This is a genomic window from Sphingomonas sp. 320_CC (genome assembly GCF_059691795.1).
This window is the reverse complement of the sequence record NZ_JCAWAE010000002.1, coordinates 774,667-794,839: the sequence shown is the minus strand read 5'-3', so window position 1 is coordinate 794,839 and position 20,173 is coordinate 774,667. Positions and strand designations below refer to the sequence as shown.

Below are 20,173 nucleotides of genomic sequence, written 5' to 3'. Positions count from 1 at the left end.
GCGTTGAGGTCGCTCGAACCGAAACGGGAGAGGACCGGGTTTGCCGCATTTTCTGGTTGCCGAAAGCGAGACTGCGGACGAGCGCGAGGCGCGTCGTCGCCACGCCGGCAAAAGCTCGGGCGAAACCTATGCGTCGACGCTTCGTCAGCTCCGTCCCGATGCCGAGATTACGATCGTCGCACCCGCCGACGACGATGCACAAGTCTATGAGGCCAATGCCCTTGGCCTGTTCGACGCGGTGTTCATCACCGGATCGCCACTCCACGTCTATGACGACAGCCCGGAGGTCCGACGACAGCTGACCTTCATGCGCTCGGTTTTCGCATCGGGCACGCCGTCGTTCGGATCCTGCGCCGGGCTGCAGCTCGCGGTCGCCGCCGCCGGTGGGAAAGGGCGCAAGATGCCGCAGCGGATGGAGGCCGGGATCGCCCGCCGCATCACGCCGACCGACGCCGGCCGCGATCATCCGCTGCTCGCCGGCCGTGCGGCGAGCTGGGACGCCCCCGCGATCCACGGCGACGAGGTCGAGACGCTTCCCGCCGACGCGACCCTGCTCGCGAGCAACGCCGTCACGACGATCCAGGCCGCCGAGATCCGCCACGACGGCGGGATTTTCTGGGGCGTGCAATATCACCCCGAACTCGCGCTCGGCGAGATCGCGGTCGCGTTGCGGCGCCAAGCCGAGGACATCGTCGAAGCCGGGCTCGCGGAGACGACCGACGATGTCGAGCACCGCGCGGACCAGCTCGACGCGCTCCACCACGATCCCGATCGCCGCTCGCTGCTATGGGCGCTCGGCGTCGACCGCGAGTTCGCCGACGAGGCGCGCCGCCGCACCGAACTGACCAACTTCCTCGATCACCTCGCGGACATAGACGCCAGCGATCGCGCACACGCCGCATCGCCCGATCTGTGTCCCGCCTGACCTTTTGACCCGTAACAAGGAGCGACCAATGTCCACCACTCTCAAGGCAAAGTTCGATACCCGCCGCGAAGCCGAGATGACCGTCGAGCGCCTGGTCCAGGAGCAGGGCATCGAGCGGACCGACATCTTCATCACCACCGACGGCGCAGACAACAGCGTCGGCGACGAGAAGGCCGGCTCGGATACCGAAGGCAAGAACCCGACGCCGGAATCACGCGACGATGCGGCGCTGGAAGGCAAGATCGTAGTGTCCGTCGACATCGCGGACGATGCCCGCGCCGCCGAGGTGAAGGCCGCGTTCAAGGAATTCGACGCAAGCGATATCCAGGGCTGATAGCCGATCGAGGTACGGCGCTCACCACGCCGTACCTCGTACCAATCAATGCGGGGCGAGTCTTCGAAACGTTTCCAGGACCACGGCCTCCATGATCGGCTTGTCGAGCACTTCGGCGGGCGGATCGCACGGAACGCAGGCTCCGGGCGTTCCGGTGATGAACATGACGGGTATGTTGCCGTGCGCGGCGATGATCCTTTGTACCGCCAGCGGCCCGGTTCCCTCGCGAAGTCGGACGTCGGAAACGATCATGTCCGGGATGTGCGCCCCTGCGGCCACGACCGCGTCGGCCTCGCAATCCGCCTGATCATAGGATGTCGCCCCGGCTTGCTGAATCAGGCTGATGATATGGTCCGCGATCAGCCAGTCGTCTTCGATCACAAGTACGTGGCACATTTGGGTTTCCCGGTAAACTCAGGGTCCCTCAACGCGCCGGATGCCAGTCGGGCCCAGTCTTCACATAGATTAAGTTAAATCACTTAACTTTGTTTTGGTGTACTCTCACCGTTGTCCACCGTCGCAAACCAGTCCGCATAGGGCGTCGTGCGCGCCATGTGCCGGTTGAGATCGGGCGCACCATCGGTCCACCATACCGGCCCCCGCTCGCCCAGACCGTGCTTCGCAGCATCGACCGCGGCCCGCGCAGCCGCCTCCGCTTCGCTATCGCCCTCCCGCTTCGCCGCAGCCACGCCTCGCCGGCCGTCCATCAACGCCGCAACCAGTCGCACGCGTTCGTCTTCGTCCAGGCCGGGGTTCGCCGTGCGCCAAAGCCGTCCGCGCACCACGATATAGCGTCCGTCGGGGGTCGTCAGCTGGGGCGGTTTCGGCATCGACGTGAGCGAGCCTAGAGCGGCGCGTCGATCGTGAAGACGACGCCGGTGTCGCGATACTCGATCCGGGCGGTGCCGCGCATATGTTGTGCGAGCACGCGTTCGATCATCCGCGATCCGAAACCGGTGCGCGTCGGCGTGGTGACCACCGGGCCGCCGGTCTCCTCCCACATGAAGGCCAGCCGGCGTCCGCCCTCGCCGATGCCGACGCTCCATGAAATCGTGACATGCCCGCCCGCGACGTGGAGCGCGCCATATTTGGCGGCGTTGGTCGCCAGTTCGTGAAGCGCCATCGACAAGGCAAGCGTCACGCGCGGCTCGAGCCGGACATGCGGCCCCTCGACCGAGAACAGGCGACCGCCGCCATCGTCGAACGGCGCCATCACCCCGGTCACGATATCGGCAATCGTCGCGCCCTCGACCTCGTCGCGCAGCAACAGGTCGTGCGCGACCGCCAATGATCCGATCCGCGCACCGATCGTGTCGCGTGCCTCGGACATCGAGGCTGCATCGCGCAACGTCTGGTTGACGATCGCACTGACCGTCGCGAGCGTGTTCTTCACCCGGTGCGTCAGTTCCCCCGCCAGCAAAGCGCGGTGCTCCTCCGTCCGCTTGCGCTCGGTGATGTCGGTCGAGAAGCCGGTCATCGACAGCGCCGTGCCATCCGCGCGCGTCAGCAATTCGCCGCGGATCGCGACCCAGCGAACCTCGGCCGTCGGCGTCACGATGCGGTATTCGATGTCGTAATCGCATCCCGTCGCGATCGTCTCCTGGATCGCTTCGACGACGCGCGCGCGATCCTCCGGATGGATCGTTTCGAGGAACTCGGGATAACCGAACGCCGCGCCCGGATCATAGCCGAAGACGATCTTGCAGCCATCCGACGCGTCGAGATGCTGGCTGGCGGGATCGAAGGTCCACGCGCCCAGCCGCCCCGCCTTTAACGCGAATTGCAGCCGCGCGGCGCTGTCGGCGAGCCGAACCTGAGTCTCCGCGGCGGACGCCTCGAGCTCGCGCTGCTCGGCCTCCAGCAGCGCGAGCGTTTCGCGTTCGAGCGTCACGTCGTGCTGGGACGCGACGTAATAGCGCAGATGCCGGCTGCGATCGAACACCGGCGCGACCAGCAGCCGGTTCCAGAACGGCGTCCCGTCCTTGCGGTGGTTGAGCAGGTCGATCTCGAGCCGCTCGGACCGCCCGATCGCATCCCGCAGCCGCGACACGTCCTCGGGATACGTCTCCGGCCCTTGCAGGAACCGACAATTCCGGCCGACCACCTCGTCGCGGGCATAGCCGGTCAGGCGCTCGAACGCCGCGTTCACGTGAATGATCGGGTTGTCGGGAAGCGTCGGATCGCTGATCGCCATAGGCAAGATCGCTTCGTTGAACCCGACCACGAAAGGATCCGCCGCGTCGAGCGAACGGCCGAATGCCGCCAGGATCAGCGTATGATCGGCATCCTCGTCCCGCAAGGACGTCTGGTTCTTACTCTGTTCCAAGCAAGTATTTGCTACCTAAAGTCTCGCGCGTCGACAATAGCATACCGTCATTGCGCCGAAGCATTTGCACCGCCGGGGTGCGTGACGGGAGAACGCGCGAACGCGACGCGATCGCGCCGCGCATCTGCCGATACGCCGTCAGGCGGCGATCCGTGCGACGGCGGCCGACTCTCCGTCGATCGGGCTCGAACCCATGCCCACCGCCGCTGGCACGAGGGTGTCGACCGCATCGGTGAACGGCACGACCGGTCGCCCGACCAGATAGCCCTGCACCGCGTCGCACCCGATCGAGCGCAGCAGTTCGAGCTGTTCGCGTGTCTCGACCCCCTCCGCATGCGTGAGGACGCCGAGTTCCTGGCCGATCGCGACGGTCGCGCGCAGCACCGCCATGCACCGCGCATCGGAGCCCGCCTCGATCACGAAGCTCCGGTCGATCTTGATCCGGTCGAACTGGAAATCGCGAAGATGCGCGAGCGACGACTGGCCGGTGCCGAAATCGTCGAGCGCGACCTTGATCCCGGTCCGGCGGATCCGCGCCAGCATCGCCGCCGTGCGCGCGGCATCGTCGATCAGCGCGGTCTCGGTGATCTCGACCTCGACTCGCTCCGCCGCGACACCGTGGACCAGGATCGCCTGCGTCAGGTGGTGCAGCAGCGCGTCCGACTTCAGCTGTCCCGCCGACACGTTGATCGCGACGTGGAGGTGCGACGACCAGCCCGCCAGCTGGCGGCACGCTTCCATGATCACCCACCGGCCGATCTCCTCGATCAGGCCGCAATCCTCGGCGATCGGGATGAAGGTATCGGGCGAGATCCAGCCACGCGTGGGGTGGTTCCAGCGGATCAGCGCCTCGTATCCCGTCGTGATGCCCGACGACAGTGCCACCACCGGCTGGAACGCGAGCGAGAAGCCGCCATTCTGCACCGCCTCGTACAGGTCGTCGGTGATGTGCTGCCGTTCGACCAGGCGTTCGGCGAGGCCCGAGACATAGGGTTGCGCACGCCGGCGTCCGCGTCGCTTCGCCTCGTACAGCGCCATGTCGGCGCGTTTCATCAGTTCGTCGGGGGTCAGGTCGTTGGCGAACCCTGCGATGCCGATGCTGCATCCGGGCAGCAGCCGGCGTTCGTCGATGATCACCGGCGCGCTCAGCCGGACGACGATCGTGTCGGCCAGCGCGGTCGCCGCGTCGCCCAGCTGCGTGGCGATGATCGCGATCTCGTCGCCGCCCATCCGCGCGACGAAGCTGTCGTCGGGCAGCAGGCTCGTCAGCTCGGCCGCGACATGGATCAGCAGCGTATCGCCAACCGCATGGCCATACGCATCGTTGATCCGCTTGAAATCGTCGAGATCGATCAACAGCAGCGAGAACGGCTTGCCCAGACCGATCCGCGCCTCCTTCTCCTCGCGCAGCGCGCGGCGGTTGCGCAGGCCGGTCAGCGGGTCGTGATAGGCAAGATGCGTGAGGTTATCGAGCGCACGGCGTTCGGCGCTGACGTCGTTGAACGTCAGCACGATGCCCTGTCGCGGGATCGACCGGCACTGCATCTGATAGGTGCGGCCATCCTCCATCTCGCACTCGCGGTCGAAGTCGTCGTCGAGCTGCACCCACTGCTTCATCGCGCCCCCGACCAACGTACGCTTCTCCGCCGCCCAGCCGCGGCATGTCGCGATGACGTCGAGGAACTGGTCGATCGTCAGCCCCGGGCCGATCGCGTCGACCGGCGTGTTGAACAGGTCGAGGAAACGCCGGTTGAAATGACGCAGGCGGCCTTCGCGGTCGATGAACACCAGCCCGTCGGACATGCTCTCCATCACCGACTTCAGCGTCTGCGCCTCTTCCTCGCGCGTCGTCTTGAACCGCGCGAAGGTCAGCAGGCTGCCGAGGCACGTGACCGACACGGCAAAGGTCATGCAGGCCGCGACCAGCCCCGGCGACAACACGCTGCCGGGCACCTCGTTGATGCTGCCGAGGACGAGGTCGCCCGACAGCGACAGGAAATGCGTGACACAGATCGACAGCGCGAACACCAGGCACCCGATCGGCCGCGAGCGCGACCAGCCACGGTTGATCTGCCACGACGACAGCAGCAGCGTCCCCATGATCAGCCCGGCGACGTTGGTCGGCCACGAAAAGACGTGGATGCAGTCGGTCATGCCGGTGATGCCGACCGCGTGCATGCACCAGATCCCCGCCCCCGCCGCACCCGCCGCGACGATCCGCCCGTTGTGCGACCGCAACCGCGTGATCGCGACGATCGGCACGCCGACGGTCAGGATCCCGACCAGCGCCGATACCGTCGTCACGAACGGGTCGTAGCGCAGCAGCAGGTCGGGCCGATATGCGAGGATCGCGATGAAGTGCGTCGCCCACACTCCCAGTCCGGCGGCCAGTGTCAGCGCGCCGTGACGCCAGCCGAACGGCTCGCGCTGCGCCGCATTGGCCATGTCGGTCGTGAGGAGAGAGACGGACCAGCTCGCGGTCAGGCAGATGCCGATCGCGACGACGACCAGATAGCCCGAATGCTGGAAATGAAGATTGAAGAGAGTGGGTAGCATGGTCGCTCGGTCGTTTTTTCCCGAGTGGCACGAACACCTTAACGAAAAGGCACGCGCCGCTGCCCGCGTGTTGGGCCGCGTTGATGCAGGTTACTCGTTCGCGTTAAAGAACCGCAGGATCACGCTCGTGCCACTGGCCACCTCGCCGAACGCCACGGTCGCGTTGAGGCGAGTCGCTGCCGACCGCACGATCGCCAGGCCGAGGCCGCTTCCCTCCGGACTCCCAGTCGCGCCGAGCCGGACGAACCGGTCGAACGCCATCTCGCGCTGGTCGATCGGTATCCCCGGCCCATCGTCGACCACCGCGATCGTCGTCTCCGATGGCGTCGTCTGGAGCCTGACCGAGACGGTGCCGCCGCGCCGGTTGTAGCGTATGCCGTTGTCGATCAGGTTCGATACGATCTCGAAGATCAGCGTGCGGTGGCCGGCAACCACGTGGCGAACCTTGGGGTCACCCTCGATCGTCAGGTCGATGCCGGCTTCGATCGCGCGGTTGATCTGTCGCGTGATGACCGCCACCGCCACTTCGCGCAGGTCGACCGCCTCGAGTGGCGCGGACACCCCGGCCTCTTCGGCGCGCGCCAACGCCAGCAACTGCGTCACCAGGCGTTCGAGGCGCACCACCGCGTCGGCGATCTCGTCGAGCGCGACGCTGCGTTCCGGTCCCGAACCGCGACGAGCGAGTGCGACCTGGACCTTCAGCACCGACAACGGCGTGCGCATCTGGTGCGAGGCATCTGCGGTGAAGCGGCGGACGCCGACAGTGGCAGTGTCGAGCTGCGCCAGAAGCCGGTCGAATGCGCCAGCCAGCGGGCGGAGTTCGCTCGGGAGCGGGCCTGTGTCGAGTGGCGAGAAATCGGGGCGGGCGCGGCCGTCTCGTGCTTCGACGGCACCGCGCAGGCGGGCGAGCGGGCGGAGGCTCCAGCCTAACGCAGGCCGGATGAGCAACGCCGCGGCACCGACGAGGACGCATTCGCCGATCAGCAGCGCGAGCATCAGCCGGCGGGTGAGTGCGCCGCGGTTGTCGAGCGTCTCGGCGATCTGGACGATGACGGGCTTGTCGATCCGGGGAAGCGACCGGCGGACCTCGGCGATGCGGATCTGCTGGCCGCGGTAGCGCGCGAAGCGATAGCGCGGGACGTCGATATCGAGCGTCGCGGGATCGGGCGCGGGCAAATCCGCATAGCCGGTGAGCAGGTCCGGCCCGACGGCGACGCGGTAATAGACGTTGTCGCGCTCGGTATTCTCCAGCATCCCGAACGCGGCGGACGGCAGGTCGAGCGTGACCTCGCCGCGCTCGACCTGCACCGTCTCGGCGATCGCGCCGAGCGCACCGCCGAGCACGCGATCGTTGGTGCGGCGGACGACGTCGGCGATCAGCGTCGCCCCGACCACGCCGATCAAGATCGCCGCCGCCAGCAGCGGTCCAAGCACCGCGACCAGCAGGCGCGTACGCAGCGCTGGGGTACGCGTCTCAGCCGGCATCGAGCATGTAGCCGACTCCGCGGACGGTGCGGATACCGGGGCCGTCGGGCGCGAGCTTGCCGCGGAGGCGCGTGACGTGGACCTCAATCGCGTTGTCGCCGACCGGCTCGTCGAACCCGAACACCTCGCCGATCAGCAACGCTCGGGGGACGACCCGGCCAGCTCGGGTGGCAAGCGCCTCCAGAACCGCCCGCTCCCGCCGACGCAGGTCGAGCGCACGACCGGCGATATCCGCGTCGCCGGTCGAGCGGTTGATCGTCAGCGTACCGACGCTGAGCACCGGCAGCGGGTCGCCGCCACGCCGCCGGCCGAGCGCCCGGACACGCGCCTCCAACTCCTCGGGGTCGAACGGCTTCCGCAGATAATCGTCAGCGCCGAGGTCGAGCCCGCGCACGCGGTCGTCGAGCGCATCGCGCGCGGTCAGCATCAACACCGGCACCCGCTCCCCGCGACGGCGCAGCGTCTCCAGCACGGTGAACCCGTCGATACCGGGCAGCCCGACGTCGAGGATCACCAGCGCATACGGCTCCCCCGCGATCACCGACAGCGCATCCTCGCCCGTCGCGACGTGATCGACCGCATTACCGCCCGCGCGCAGCAACGCCGCGATGCTGCGCGCCAATGCTGCGTCGTCCTCGATCAGCAGGATGCGCATGAAAACCCATGAAAGGTTGGTGACAGGTTCGGTTCGTACTCCACCGTTGCAGTCTATCCGAACACAGAGACGGAAGGCGAGGAGAGTGACGATGGCACGAATTTTTCTGAAGATCGCACTGCTGGCTACGAGTTTCACCGCGACCGCCGTCGTGGCGCAGCGCCCTGCCAACTACCCGCGCTCCTACGACCAGCTGATCTCCGACGCGCGTGCCGAGCGGCAGGTGCGGATCTACGGCAATGCCGATCGCGCCGAACTGCTGCCCGTCGTCGCCGCGTTCCGGAAGCGCTATCCGGGCATCACCGTGCTGTACGCGGACATCGGCTCGACCGAGATGTACCGCCGCTTCGTCACCGAGACGCGCGCGCGCCGCATGTCAGCCGATCTCGTCTGGTCGTCGGCGATGGACCTCCAAGTGAAGCTGATCAACGACGGCTTCGCGCAAGGCTATGCGAGCCCGGAAAAGCCCGCGCTGCCGCCCGTATCGGTGTGGAAGAACATGGGTTTCGGCGTCACCGCTGAGCCGATCGGGATCGTCTACAACAAGCGCCTCGTGCCCCCCGGACAGGTGCCGCGCACGCATGCCGCGCTGGAGACTTGGCTGCGGAAGAACGTCCGCGCGCTCGACGGTCGCGTCACGACGTTCGACCCGGCGCGCTCAAACGTCGGCTATCTGTACCTGTCGGAGGACCTCGCGATCACGCGCGATACGCGGTCGCTGCTGGAGGCGATCGCGGCGACCAGGCCCGTGCTGTCGCGGACCAGCGAGCCGATGCTGCGCGGCGTCGCCGAGGGGCGGCAGGCGATCGCCTACAACGTCATCGGCTCCTACGCGCTGGAGCGCGCGCGGACCGATCCCCGCATCGGCGTCGCGTTCCTCCAGGATTACACGATCGTTACGTCGCGGATTGCGTTCATCGCGCGCGAGGCCGCGCACCCCGCGGCGGCCAAGCTGTTCCTCGATTTCCTGCTGTCGCGCGAGGGCCAGTCGCTGCTCGCCAAGCGCAGCCTGTGGCCGGTCCGCACCGACGTTGCCGCGCGCCGTCTTCCCTCGAGCCAGGCGCGACCGATCCGCGTGGGGCCACAACTTCTCGTCAACCTCGACCGCGTCAAGCGCCAGCGTTTCCTGCGCAACTGGACCGCGATTCTCGCCACCGGAGCCCAACAATGACCCTCTTCCGTACCGGGTGCGCCGCACTCGCGCTGATCGCCGCGACTCCGGCGCTGGCCCAAGTCCCGACATCGCCTCCGACCGACGCCGACCTCGCCGCACTGGTGCGTGCGCAGGCCGCCGAGATCGCCGCGCTGAAGTCGCGTCTCGATCGGCTGGAGAACAATGCCGCCGTCGCGCAGGCGTCCGCTCCGGTCGCGCCGTTGCAGCCGGCACCGCAGGCAGTCGCGCAGAACAACGAGCCGCGCCGCACCCTGCCGTTCGCACCGCAGCTCGCCCCCCCCGGCCCGGCCGACCGCAGCGTCGCGCAGGCGGTCGCCGCACGCGACAATCCGTCGGGCGTGACCACCGAATGGGGCGCCGGCCTGCCCGTCTTCCACTCGGCGGACGGCGTCTACACGTTCAAGCCGCGCGGCCGCATCCTGACCGATGTCAGCTCCAGCTTCGGCTCGAAATACGACGGCCGCAACATCACCACGACCGGCATGCGCGCACTCCGCCTCGGCCTCGAAGGCGGCGTCGGCACGCACTTCTTCTACCAGTTCGAGAGCGATTTCTCGGAGAACGAGGTCGACGTCGTCACCGCGTTCGTCGGCTGGCGCAACAAGATCAAGCCGGGCCTCGACTACGACGTTCGCGCCGGTCACCTGTTCAACGATCGCGGCTTCGAAGGCTCGACCGGCTCGGATTCGACGCCGTTCCTGGAGCGCACCACGGTCGCCACCGCAATCATCCCGCAGCGCGGCTTCTACGGCATCGGCGTGATGCCGCGCATCTTCTGGAAGACCGGCCATGCCTCGGTGACGATCACCGGCGACCGGATCGATGGCACGCAGACCGTTGGCGACAGCCGCACGGTGCTCGGCCGCGCGCACTGGAACCCGATCAAGTCCGATACCGGCGTGCTGCATATCGGCGCGTGGGGCTTCGACGAATCGCTGTCGTCGGTGGCCGGCACGCTGACTCGCAACACGGTGATCGGCGGCCGCTTCAACGGTGCGCTGCGCGTGTCGACCGGGCCGCTGATCGGCGGCACCGGCACGACCGGCTACGGGGTCGAGCTCGGCGGCTATCGCGGGCCGTTGTGGGTGATGGGCGAGGCGGGCCGCCGCAACGCGCGGCTCGACGGCGGGCGTCCCGATTTCGTCAGCAAGGCGTGGAGCGTCTCGGGCGGTCTGTTCCTGACCGGCGACCTGCCGCCATACAACCCGCGGCTCGGCAGCTTCGGCCAGCCCAAGGTGTTGAAGCCGACGTTCGACGGCGGCGTCGGCGCGATCGAGCTGACCGCGCGCTACGAAAGCCTCGATTTCGACAATCTGCTGACCGGCGGCGACGGCTGGGCGGCGACTGTAGGCGTCAACTGGTACCTGAACTCCTTCACCCGCTTCCAGGTGAACGCGATCCAGTGGAACACCGACAACCGCGCCGGCGACTATGTCGGCAACGACAGCGGCCAGACGCTTAGCGCTCGCGTCGGCGTCACCTTCTGATTTCCCTATTCACGCCCTTTCCTAGGACGAAGCGATGAACCTTGCCCTGCTCGGCTTCCTGATGGTCGCCACGTTCATGACGTTGATCATGACCAAGAAGATGACGCCGCTGGTCGCGCTCATCGTGATTCCGTCGATCTTCGGCGTGTTCGCGGGCGAGGCCGCGGGCCTCGGCCCGATGATGATCGACGGCATCAAAAACCTCGCGCCGACCGGCGTCATGCTGCTGTTCGCGATCCTGTTCTTCTCGACGATGACCGACACCGGCCTGTTCGATCCGCTGGTCGGACGGCTGATCCGGATGGTCCACGGCGATCCGATGCGGATCCTGATCGGGACGGTCGTGCTGTGCGCGCTCGTCAGCCTCGATGGCGACGGATCGACCACCTACATCATCACGATCGCCGCGCTGTTGCCGCTCTACAAGCGCTTCAACATGAACCGGTTGTACCTCGTCTGCCTGTTGATGACGACGAGCGGGATCATGAACCTGACGCCGTGGGGCGGCCCGACGGCTCGCGCCGCCAGTGCGCTGAAGCTCGATCCCGCGACGCTGTTCCTGCCGCTGATCCCCGGCATGATCGCCGGTCTCGCCTTCCTGATCGGCCTTGCCGTGTATTTCGGACGCAAGGAGCGCGTCCGGATGGGTGAAGCGGGCATCACCGCGGACACCGAGTTCACCGGCATGGCCGTCTCGCAATATCCCGAGGCACGTCGCCCCAAGCTGATCTGGTTCAACGCAGCCCTCGTCATCACACTGCTGACGTTGCTGGTGTGGGGTATTCTCCCCTTGTCGGTGCTGATGATGTTGGCGTTCGCGATCGCGATGATCGTCAATTATCCCGGCGTCGCCGATCAGAAGGAGCGCATTTCCGCGCATGCCGGCAACGTGCTGGCGGTGGTGTCGCTGATCTTCGCGGCAGGCATCTTCACCGGTATTCTCGGCGGCACCGGCATGGTCGAGGCGATGAGCAAGGCGGTGGTCGGCGTGATCCCGCCCGCGCTCGGGCCGTACATGGCGCCGATCACCGCGGTGCTGAGCATGCCGTTCACCTTCTTCATCTCGAACGACGCGTTCTATTTCGGGATGCTGCCGATCCTGGCGGAGGCCGGCGCGCATTACGGCGTCGCGCCAGAGGCGATCGCCCGTGCGTCGCTGATGGGCCAGCCGGTCCACCTGCTCAGCCCGCTGGTGCCGTCGACCTATCTGCTGGTCAGCCTGGTCGGGATCGACCTCGCCGATCACCAGCGCTTCACGCTCGTGCCCGCGATCGCCGTCTGCGTCGTGATGACGATCGTCGGCATGATCGCGCTCGCCTTCCCGTTCGTCGCCTGAGGTGAGCATCCCCGCAACCCGCCGCTACCGGAGATTTCGCATGGTCCGACCGCGTACACCGTTGATGCTGCTCCCCGCGATGGGCTGCGACGGGCAGCTCTGGGCGCGCCAGATCGTCGACCTCGCCGCCGTCGCACAGGTCGAGTTCGGCGACCTGTCGCAGGACGATACGCTGTCCGAAATGGCCGCACGCGTGCTCGCCAGCGCACCGCCACGGTTCGCGGTCGCGGGCGTCAGCCTCGGCGGCTACGTCGCGATGGAGATGGTGCGGCAAGCCCCCGACCGGATCGAGCGGATCGCGCTGTTCGGCACGCGCGCGTCGATGGAGGTGCGTCCGCGTACCGTCGTCGGCCAGGGCCTGCTCGCCACCGCACCGCACGCCGACCCGCGCCTGACCGCGATCGTCGCCGGCCCCGCACAGGCGATGGCGGAACGCGTCGGCCAGACCGTCTTCGAACGCCAGCAACGCGCGCTGCTTGCACGCCCCGACATCAGCGAGGCGATCGCCGCGATCCACGTCCCGACGCTGGTAGCCGTCGGCGACCGCGACCTGATCTGCACCCCCGACGACGCACGCGCGCTGAGTGCGCGGATCGAGGGCTCGCGGTTTCACATGCTGCGCTCCTGCGGCCACCTCGCACCGATGGAGCGTCCCGGCGAAGTCACCGCGCTGCTCCGCCAGTGGCTGAAGACCGGTTGATCGATCGGCTAGTCGCGGACGCGATCGAGCCGCGCATACGCCGTGCCGATCTCGACCTCGAGCCGATCCGCACGGGGATCGAGCGCGATCGCGGGAATGTCGAACGGCTCGACGTCGCTCGGGTAGTAGGTGAAGCGAAAGCTGTTCGGCCCCCCGCGGCCGAGCGGCACGACCGTCAGCACCTTGCGATCCGACAGCCTCACGACCGAAAACCGTGCCGCGTTGCCCAACTCCTCCACCGAAGCCGAGTGTCGCCCGTTGCTCATCGCGAACAGGCCGTTGGATTCGGGCCATGTCGCCCCGAGCCCCTCCGCCGGCGTACCGTCCGCATTCACGACGGTGACGGACAACCCGACGGCGGGATCACGAACCGGATTCGGCACCTGTTCGAGCCGAACCGGGCTCGGCCGGTTGTGGATGTGGATCACGTCGCCTGCGAGCGTCCAGAAACCCTCGGCCCTCATGAAGTCCGCATCGGCCTCGCCAGAGGTGATATGGTACAGCGCGCTACGGTCGGCGTTGAGGCGGACCGTCACTTTCATGCCGTCGGCGCGCTCGACATAGCGGTACGTCCCGACCAGCACGCGCTCATCCTGGATGAACACGGGAACGCTGTTCGACGGCAGTTGCGCGTCGACCGGGGCCGCCACCATCATCGCCAAGCAATACGGCCATACCCGCGAGATCGTCATGTGCTCCTGAACCACAGCGACCACGACGCGGGCGTCGTCACCGTACGCGTCTCGGCCATGCTGTAATTCAGTTCCGCGTCACTGGCATCCCGCATGACCTTGTCCAGAGTCGCGGCGGCCAGGTCGGCCGGGAGTGCCGCCTCGATCCGAACGACACCGTATGCTGCCGGCCCGATCGGCACCTGCCTGAACGCAGGCACGGTCACGCCCTCGATCGCGACGAAGCGCCGGACGTCGTCGGCCCCGCCCCAGATCGTCATGTGCTTCGAGGCGTGCACCGTCGGCGGCTGCGGATTGCTGCACCCCGCGACCGCGCCGACCGCAACCACGAGTGCCAATACCCATTTACCCTGCATGATCGGTTCCCCCCCGACGCGATGCTAGGGCGCCCGCCGCGTCATATCCAGAGGCGTGCGACTTAGATCACCACGCCTTGCAACAGCTTGGGCAGATCACCCGATTCACCGCGTGCTTCGGCCATGAAGCGGTCCTTCAGCGGCGGGATCGCGTTGACCGCGCTGATACCGAACCGACGCACGGCGCTGGCAGTCTTGCCGGGGATGCCGAACAGGCGGGTGAGCGTGTCGGTGGCGGCCGCGGTCATGAACGTGTCGAGTCCGCGCCAGCGCTGGTAGCGCGCGAGCAGCGCAGCGTCGCCGAGGTCCAGCCCGAGGCGCTTGCCCTCGACCAGCACTTCGGCGAGCGTCGCGACGTCGCGGAAGCCAAGGTTGAGCCCTTGTCCGGCGATCGGGTGGATGCCGTGGCCGGCGTCGCCGACCAGTGCGAGCCGCGTGTCGGTGATGCGCGCGGCGTGGTGGAAGCCGAGCGGGTAGCTCGACCGCGGCGTCGCCATCGACAGCGTGCCGAGGAAGCCGCCCATGCTCTTTTCCGCTTCAGCGAGGAACGCGCGGTCGCCGAGCTTGAGCATGCCGGGCGCGTTCTTCGAGTCGACCGTCCAGACGATTGCCGAGCGGTGGCCATCGGCATCGTCGGGAAGCGGGAGCAGCGCGAACGGGCCACTCGCATAGAAGATCTCGTACGCGACATCCTCGTGCGAACGCTCGTGGTGGAACGCGGCGATGATCGCGGTGTGCTCGTACGACCAGCGCGCGATCGTGATCCCCGCGGCCTCGCGCGTCGGCGAGTTGCGGCCCTCCGCGGCGATCAACAGCGGTGCGCGGATGACGTCGCCCGTATCCAGCGTGGCGGTGACGCCCGATTCGGCACGGTCGACCGTCGTCGCGCGCGTCCGCATGCGGAGATCGACATGCGGCGCGGCGGTCGCGGCGTCGAACAGCGTGCGGCGGAGCAGCTTGTTCTCGTACATCGTGCCGAGCGCGCCATCGTCTGCGGCGGGGACGAAATCGAGCGCACCGGGTTCGAGGCCATCGCTGACGCGGATCTGGCGGATCGCACAGCCCTGCCCCGCCAGCGTCGCGCCGATGCCGATCGCGTCGAGCATGCGGTGGCTCGCGCTCGCCACCGCAGAGGCGCGGCCGTCGAAGCCCGGCGCCAGCGTCACCGCGGGGTCGGCGGGGTCGATCACGATCGTCGAGATGCCGTGCACGTCGAGCGCCACGGCGAGCGTCGCGCCGACCAGCCCGCCACCGAGGATGATTACATCTGTGTCCATAGTCGCGCTTTATCCCGGTAGCCGGTCGCTGCCAACGACGTTCCCGACGCGGTTTAACCCGTGTTGCAGCGCGGTTATCTTGACGTTGACGCTGCCGGGGACGATGCATTTCTCTATTGTAGAGAATCTGGAGAATACGGGTCATGGCCAGCCGCGCGCAGCCAGCCTTGTGGCGTGAGACGGTGAAGGCGGGCGCCGTCCGCAGCGGTGCGCTGATCGCGGCGATCGCGTTGTTCGTCGGCACGCTGCTGATGGCGCTGGCGCTGGCGAGCTATCACCCAAGCGACCCCGCGCTGAACACCGCGTCGGGCGGCGACCCCGCCAATCTGGTCGGGCCGCCGGGTGCATGGTTCGCGGATATCGCGCTGACGCTGTTCGGACCCGCGGTCGCGTTGCTGCTGCCGATCGGACCGATTCTCGGGATGCGACTGTGGCGTGACGCGCCGCTCGGGCATTGGGTGCGGATGGTGCGCGGCGCGGCGATCGGCGTCGCGCTGATGGCGAGCGCGCTGGCATTCGTATCGGGGACATCGGTACTCGCACTCCCCGCTGGCTGGGGCGGCGTGGTTGGGTTGTCGGTCTCCAGCGCGGTGCACTGGGCGTTGAGCTTCATCGGCCAGCCGGTCGCCGAGCTCTGGTCCGCGCGCGCGATCGGGCTGGTCGCCGCGATCGCGGGTGCGATCGTGTGGGGCAAGAGCATCGAGATCGATCTCGGCGAGCGCAAATGGCGCCTTCCCCGCCGCAATCGGACCGAGGCGCTGGGCTATGACGGCTTCGCGGAGATCGACGAGGACGACGACGAGCCGCTGACGTTGACCCGGAAACCGGTCGAGCCGCGCGCAGTCGCCGAGCCCGACCCGCGCCCTGCCCCGGTGATCGCGGATCGCCAGAATGCGCCGTCGCAGGCCAAGCCCAAGGAGCGCCAGTCGTCGCTCGACCTGCGCGACAATTTCACGCTGCCGAGCCTCGACCTGCTGACGCCGTCGCCGCCGAGCCAGGGCAATGTGATCGATAAGGCCGGGCTCGAACGCAACGCCCGCCTGCTCGAGAACGTGCTCGACGACTTCCACGTCAAGGGATCGATCATCGAGGTCCGGCCGGGCCCGGTCGTGACGATGTACGAACTCGAACCCGCGCCCGGCATCAAGGCAAGCCGCGTCATCGCGCTTGCCGACGATATCGCGCGCAACATGTCCGCGATCTCCGCGCGCGTGGCTGTGATCCCGGGGCGCAACGTCATCGGCATCGAGCTGCCGAACGCGCGGCGCGAGGCGGTGTCGCTCCATGAGCTGGTTGGCAGCCAGACGTTCGAGGACCAGTCGGCGCAGTTGCCGATCATCCTGGGCAAGAACATCGCGGGCGATTCGGTGATCGCCGATCTCGCGCCGATGCCGCATCTGCTGGTCGCGGGCACCACCGGCTCGGGCAAGTCGGTCGGCCTGAACAGCATGATCCTGTCGCTGCTGTACAAGCTGACGCCGAATCAGTGCCGGATGATCATGATCGATCCGAAGATGCTCGAACTGAGCATGTACGACGACATTCCGCATCTGCTCTCGCCGGTCGTGACCGATCCCGCCAAGGCGGTGCGCGCGCTGAAATGGGCGGTCGAGACGATGGAGGATCGCTATCGCCAGATGTCCTCCGTCGGCGTGCGCAGCCTCGCGGGCTTCAACGACAAGGTCCGAGGGGCAAAGGCCAAGGGGCAGCCGCTCGGGCGCAAGGTGCAGACGGGGTATCATCCCGACACCGGCGCGCCGATGTACGAGGAGGAGAAGCTCGAATACGACGTGCTGCCGCAGATCGTGGTGATCGTCGACGAGCTTGCCGATCTGATGATGACCGCGGGCAAGGAGGTCGAATTCCTTATCCAGCGGCTCGCGCAGAAGGCACGCGCGGCGGGCATCCACCTGATCATGGCGACGCAGCGGCCGTCGGTCGACGTCATCACCGGCGTCATCAAGGCCAACCTGCCGACCCGGATCAGCTTCCACGTCACCTCGAAGATCGATTCGCGCACCATTCTCGGCGAACAGGGTGCCGAGCAGCTGCTCGGCAAGGGCGACATGCTCTACATGCCCGGCGGCAAGGGCATCGTCCGCGTCCACGGGCCGTTCGTGACCGATGACGAAGTGCGGCTGGTGGCGGATCACTGGCGGTCGCAGGGGCTGCCGGATTACATCTCGTCGGTGACCGAGGAGCCCGAGGAGAGCTTCGCGCTGGAGGGCTCACCGACCGGTGAAGACTCCGCGGAGGACCAGCAATATCGCCAGGCGATCCAGCTGGTCTGCGAGTCGCAGAAGGCCTCGACCTCGTGGCTCCAGCGCCAATTGCGGATCGGCTACAATTCCGCCGCGCGGTTGATCGAGCGGATGGAGAAGGACGGCATCGTCGGCCGCCCCGATCACGTCGGCCGCCGCGAAGTGCTGCGCGATACCGAGGGGCATGCAATCTAGCGTCGCCCGCGCGGCCGTTCGCCCCCCTGTTCCCTCGCGAAAGCGGGAGTCCAGGAGTCACCCGCGATATCGTCTGGACCCCTGGGCTCCCGCCGTCGCGGGAGAACTGGAAGGGGTGCGCCTCATCAAGACATACCTTTGGACAAGGGTTCCGAACAGCCGATGCCCGGTATACGGGATTGATACAGGTTACGAAAAACAGGTGGGCGTTATGGAAAATTGGCGGTTCTGTGCAGCGGCAGCGTTGACGCTCGCAATACCCGGTCAGGTCTCCGCGCAGGATACCGCCAAGCAGACCCCCGGCAGCAGTGCGACCGACACGCAGCACCGCCCGCGCTCCGGCGTGCGCCGTGACAGCGATCTCTCACCCTCTGCGCTGACCGCCGATACGCAGCGTACACCGCCCCCCGGCCTGTTCGCCGACTGGTTCGATATCCGCAAACGACTGGCCGATCGCGGTATTGGGCTCAGCGCGCGCTATGCCTCGGAAAGCGCCTATAATTTCTCCGGCGGCGACCGGAAGCTGCTGCGCGAAACCGGTCAGTTCGACGTCGGCGTGCTGCTCGATCTCGACAAGGTCGTCGGCCTCAGGGGCGGCGCGTTCCAGGCGACCGTCACCTACCGCCGTGGTCGCGATCTGGGTGCGGACGCCAATCTCGGCGTGCTGCAACAGGTGCAAGAAGTGTACGGCCGCGGCCAGACCGTCCGCCTCACACAATTCTGGTACGAGCAGAAACTTGGCGAAAAGCTCGAACTCAAGATCGGCCGCACCAATCCGGGCGAGGATTTCGCGTCCTTCTCGTGCTATTTCCAGAACCTCAGCTTCTGCGGTGCGCCGCCGGGCAATCTGAACGGCGATTACTGGCAGAACTGGCCGGTCAGCCAATGGGGCGCGCGGCTGCGCTACGACGTCAACGATCACCTCACGCTGAAGACCGCCGCCTACGAAGTGAACCCGCGCAACCTCGAAAAGGACTTCGTGATCGGCCATTTCCACGGTGCGACCGGCGCGCTGATCCCCGTCGAGGCCGAATGGCGGCGCGGCGACGACGACGGCCGAGTCGGCGCGTACAAGGTCGGCGGTTGGGTCAATACCTCGAACGGCGACGACGTGTTCTACGACCTGAACCGCCGGCCGATCGCGATCACCGGCCTCGAACCGCTGCGACGCAGCGCACGCTACGGCGTGTATTTCAACATCCAGCAACAGGTCACCGGCACCTCGAAGGACGGCAAGTCGGTCACCGGGCTCAGCGTGTTCCTCAACGCGACGCAGGCCGACCGCGCGACCTCGACCACCGACAACCAGATCGCCGCCGGGCTGTTCTACAAGGGGCTGGTACCGTGGCGGCCGAACGACATCCTCGGCTTCGGCGTGGCACGGACCAACGTGAACGGACGCGTGGCGAAGGGCCAAGAACTCGATCCGGCGCGGCCCGCGGTGCAGGATGCGGAATATGCGTCGGAAATCTATTACAGCGTCCACCCGACCAAGTGGCTCGAGTTGCGCCCGAACGTGCAGTTCATCCACAACCCCGGCGGCGTGCACGACGCGGACGACGTTGCGGTGCTCGGCCTGAAGGGCGCGATTACGCTGTAGTCCGCGCGCTCTCACGGAACTCGCCGAATTCAGTGGCGGTTCAAGCGCGGGCGGGCAACGGTCGCGCCTTGAGGAGATTTCGATGTTCAATACCCGCCCCGCGGTGATCGCGACGATCGCCGCTTTGTCCGTCGCCGCCGTGCCTGCCCCGATCGCCGCGCAGGCGACCGGTGACCTCGCCGCCGTGCAGAAGCACCTGCAATCGGTCGAGACCATGACCGCGAATTTCTCGCAGGCGGATCGCAACGGCAAGGTGCTGACCGGCGTGCTGACGCTGAAGAAGCCCGGCAAGCTGCGTTTCCAGTATGAAAAGGGCGTGCCGATCCTGATCGTCGCGGAGGGCGGCGCGCTGACCTTCATCGATTATTCGGTGAAGCAGGTACAGCGCTGGCCGATCAAGAACTCGCCGCTCGGCGTACTGCTCGATCCGACGCGCGACATCACGCGCTATGCGAAACTCGTCCCCGGCTACGACCAGCGGATCGTGTCGGTCGAGGCGAACGATCCCAAGCACCCCGAATATGGCCGGATCACGCTGGTGTTCGTCCGCAACGCGACCGCGCCGGGCGGGTTGATGCTGCAGGGGTGGGTTGCGCTCGATAGCCAGAACAACCGGACGACGATCCGCCTGACCAACCAGAAGTTCGGCGAACCGGTCAGCGACAACAGCTTCCGCTGGAACGATCCGCGCCGCACGGGTGTAAGAAAATAACATAAAATTCGTGTCATTCATGCAAGCGACAGGTTCGGCCTCCTAGAGAGTGGCTCGCGGATGTGGGGCATTCGGGATTTTTCCCCCTGTTGCCCGGATGGT

At 67.1% G+C, this 20,173-nt stretch carries 18 protein-coding genes; 9 read left to right on the top strand and 9 right to left on the bottom strand.

The window, feature by feature from the left end; genetic code table 11:
* Positions 1 to 40: 40 nt before the first annotated feature.
* Positions 41 to 925: a type 1 glutamine amidotransferase gene (locus tag AC59GX_RS10700; RefSeq protein WP_426283032.1), complete on the top strand. Its 885-nt coding sequence runs from the start codon at positions 41 to 43 to the stop codon at positions 923 to 925.
* A gap of 28 nt (positions 926 to 953) precedes the next feature.
* Positions 954 to 1,259: a hypothetical protein gene (locus AC59GX_RS10695; protein WP_056064484.1), complete on the top strand. Its 306-nt coding sequence runs from the start codon at positions 954 to 956 to the stop codon at positions 1,257 to 1,259.
* A 45-nt stretch (positions 1,260 to 1,304) separates the two neighbouring features.
* Here AC59GX_RS10695 and AC59GX_RS10690 read toward each other — a convergent pair whose 3' ends face one another.
* From AC59GX_RS10690 to AC59GX_RS10665, 6 genes are all read right to left on the bottom strand, one after another.
* Positions 1,305 to 1,640 (bottom strand): response regulator, encoded by a 336-nt coding sequence (locus AC59GX_RS10690; protein WP_426283033.1) that lies wholly within the window; start codon positions 1,638 to 1,640, stop codon positions 1,305 to 1,307.
* Positions 1,641 to 1,738: 98 nt separating this feature from the next.
* Complete coding sequence (locus AC59GX_RS10685; protein ID WP_426283034.1) at positions 1,739 to 2,089, bottom strand: hypothetical protein; 351 nt, start codon at positions 2,087 to 2,089, stop codon at positions 1,739 to 1,741.
* 14 nt (positions 2,090 to 2,103) lie between these two features.
* On the bottom strand, positions 2,104 to 3,585 hold the full coding sequence (locus tag AC59GX_RS10680; protein ID WP_426283035.1) for a PAS domain-containing protein: 1,482 nt from the start codon (positions 3,583 to 3,585) through the stop codon (positions 2,104 to 2,106).
* A gap of 138 nt (positions 3,586 to 3,723) precedes the next feature.
* The gene (locus AC59GX_RS10675; protein ID WP_426283036.1) at positions 3,724 to 6,141 is read right to left on the bottom strand and encodes a bifunctional diguanylate cyclase/phosphodiesterase; all 2,418 of its coding nucleotides are present in this window, start codon (positions 6,139 to 6,141) and stop codon (positions 3,724 to 3,726) included.
* A 90-nt stretch (positions 6,142 to 6,231) separates the two neighbouring features.
* Positions 6,232 to 7,626, bottom strand: coding sequence for a sensor histidine kinase (locus AC59GX_RS10670; RefSeq protein ID WP_426283037.1), 1,395 nt, complete (start codon positions 7,624 to 7,626; stop codon positions 6,232 to 6,234).
* Positions 7,616 to 8,281, bottom strand: coding sequence for a response regulator transcription factor (locus AC59GX_RS10665; protein ID WP_426283038.1), 666 nt, complete (start codon positions 8,279 to 8,281; stop codon positions 7,616 to 7,618). Before AC59GX_RS10665 ends, AC59GX_RS10670 begins: the two co-directional genes overlap by 11 nt.
* Before the next feature lie 91 nt (positions 8,282 to 8,372).
* On the opposite strand from AC59GX_RS10665, the gene AC59GX_RS10660 reads away from it, so the two are divergent.
* From AC59GX_RS10660 to AC59GX_RS10645, 4 genes are read left to right on the top strand one after another with little or no spacing between them, the layout of a single operon-like run.
* Positions 8,373 to 9,452, top strand: coding sequence for an ABC transporter substrate-binding protein (locus AC59GX_RS10660; protein WP_497301662.1), 1,080 nt, complete (start codon positions 8,373 to 8,375; stop codon positions 9,450 to 9,452).
* Positions 9,449 to 10,942 (top strand): OprO/OprP family phosphate-selective porin, encoded by a 1,494-nt coding sequence (locus tag AC59GX_RS10655; protein ID WP_426283040.1) that lies wholly within the window; start codon positions 9,449 to 9,451, stop codon positions 10,940 to 10,942. Before AC59GX_RS10660 ends, AC59GX_RS10655 begins: the two co-directional genes overlap by 4 nt.
* Positions 10,943 to 10,976: 34 nt before the next feature.
* Positions 10,977 to 12,278 carry a CitMHS family transporter gene (locus tag AC59GX_RS10650; protein WP_056064457.1) on the top strand — a complete coding sequence of 434 codons (1,302 nt, stop codon included), beginning with the start codon at positions 10,977 to 10,979 and terminating at the stop codon, positions 12,276 to 12,278.
* Positions 12,279 to 12,318: 40 nt separating this feature from the next.
* The gene (locus tag AC59GX_RS10645) at positions 12,319 to 12,978 is read left to right on the top strand and encodes an alpha/beta fold hydrolase (RefSeq protein WP_107954153.1); all 660 of its coding nucleotides are present in this window, start codon (positions 12,319 to 12,321) and stop codon (positions 12,976 to 12,978) included.
* An 8-nt stretch (positions 12,979 to 12,986) separates the two neighbouring features.
* Here AC59GX_RS10645 and AC59GX_RS10640 read toward each other — a convergent pair whose 3' ends face one another.
* From AC59GX_RS10640 to AC59GX_RS10630, 3 genes are all read right to left on the bottom strand, one after another.
* On the bottom strand, positions 12,987 to 13,670 hold the full coding sequence (locus AC59GX_RS10640; RefSeq protein ID WP_426283041.1) for a hypothetical protein: 684 nt from the start codon (positions 13,668 to 13,670) through the stop codon (positions 12,987 to 12,989).
* On the bottom strand, positions 13,667 to 14,026 hold the full coding sequence (locus tag AC59GX_RS10635; RefSeq protein WP_426283042.1) for a hypothetical protein: 360 nt from the start codon (positions 14,024 to 14,026) through the stop codon (positions 13,667 to 13,669). Before AC59GX_RS10635 ends, AC59GX_RS10640 begins: the two co-directional genes overlap by 4 nt.
* A 62-nt stretch (positions 14,027 to 14,088) precedes the next feature.
* Positions 14,089 to 15,303, bottom strand: coding sequence for a UbiH/UbiF/VisC/COQ6 family ubiquinone biosynthesis hydroxylase (locus AC59GX_RS10630; protein ID WP_426283043.1), 1,215 nt, complete (start codon positions 15,301 to 15,303; stop codon positions 14,089 to 14,091).
* 143 nt (positions 15,304 to 15,446) lie between these two features.
* On the opposite strand from AC59GX_RS10630, the gene AC59GX_RS10625 reads away from it, so the two are divergent.
* The 3 genes from AC59GX_RS10625 (at position 15,447) to AC59GX_RS10615 (ending at position 20,071) form a co-directional block, all read left to right on the top strand.
* On the top strand, positions 15,447 to 17,759 hold the full coding sequence (locus AC59GX_RS10625; protein ID WP_426283044.1) for a DNA translocase FtsK: 2,313 nt from the start codon (positions 15,447 to 15,449) through the stop codon (positions 17,757 to 17,759).
* 211 nt (positions 17,760 to 17,970) lie between these two features.
* Positions 17,971 to 19,359, top strand: coding sequence for a carbohydrate porin (locus AC59GX_RS10620; RefSeq protein WP_426283045.1), 1,389 nt, complete (start codon positions 17,971 to 17,973; stop codon positions 19,357 to 19,359).
* A gap of 82 nt (positions 19,360 to 19,441) precedes the next feature.
* Positions 19,442 to 20,071 carry a LolA family protein gene (locus AC59GX_RS10615; protein ID WP_426283046.1) on the top strand — a complete coding sequence of 210 codons (630 nt, stop codon included), beginning with the start codon at positions 19,442 to 19,444 and terminating at the stop codon, positions 20,069 to 20,071.
* The last annotated feature ends 102 nt before the right edge of the window (positions 20,072 to 20,173 follow it).

Bases quoted from the DNA above. Each gene is read 5' to 3' on its own strand.
- AC59GX_RS10695 (WP_056064484.1), top strand. From the start codon at position 954: ATGTCCACCACTCTCAAGGCAAAGTTCGATACCCGCCGCGAAGCCGAG.
- AC59GX_RS10685 (WP_426283034.1), bottom strand. From the start codon at position 2,089: ATGCCGAAACCGCCCCAGCTGACGACCCCCGACGGACGCTATATCGTG.
- AC59GX_RS10675 (WP_426283036.1), bottom strand. From the start codon at position 6,141: ATGCTACCCACTCTCTTCAATCTTCATTTCCAGCATTCGGGCTATCTG.
- AC59GX_RS10670 (WP_426283037.1), bottom strand. From the start codon at position 7,626: ATGCCGGCTGAGACGCGTACCCCAGCGCTGCGTACGCGCCTGCTGGTC.
- AC59GX_RS10665 (WP_426283038.1), bottom strand. From the start codon at position 8,281: ATGCGCATCCTGCTGATCGAGGACGACGCAGCATTGGCGCGCAGCATC.
- AC59GX_RS10660 (WP_497301662.1), top strand. From the start codon at position 8,373: ATGGCACGAATTTTTCTGAAGATCGCACTGCTGGCTACGAGTTTCACC.
- AC59GX_RS10655 (WP_426283040.1), top strand. From the start codon at position 9,449: ATGACCCTCTTCCGTACCGGGTGCGCCGCACTCGCGCTGATCGCCGCG.
- AC59GX_RS10650 (WP_056064457.1), top strand. From the start codon at position 10,977: ATGAACCTTGCCCTGCTCGGCTTCCTGATGGTCGCCACGTTCATGACG.
- AC59GX_RS10645 (WP_107954153.1), top strand. From the start codon at position 12,319: ATGGTCCGACCGCGTACACCGTTGATGCTGCTCCCCGCGATGGGCTGC.
- AC59GX_RS10640 (WP_426283041.1), bottom strand. From the start codon at position 13,670: ATGACGATCTCGCGGGTATGGCCGTATTGCTTGGCGATGATGGTGGCG.
- AC59GX_RS10635 (WP_426283042.1), bottom strand. From the start codon at position 14,026: ATGCAGGGTAAATGGGTATTGGCACTCGTGGTTGCGGTCGGCGCGGTC.
- AC59GX_RS10630 (WP_426283043.1), bottom strand. From the start codon at position 15,303: ATGGACACAGATGTAATCATCCTCGGTGGCGGGCTGGTCGGCGCGACG.
- AC59GX_RS10625 (WP_426283044.1), top strand. From the start codon at position 15,447: ATGGCCAGCCGCGCGCAGCCAGCCTTGTGGCGTGAGACGGTGAAGGCG.
- AC59GX_RS10620 (WP_426283045.1), top strand. From the start codon at position 17,971: ATGGAAAATTGGCGGTTCTGTGCAGCGGCAGCGTTGACGCTCGCAATA.
- AC59GX_RS10615 (WP_426283046.1), top strand. From the start codon at position 19,442: ATGTTCAATACCCGCCCCGCGGTGATCGCGACGATCGCCGCTTTGTCC.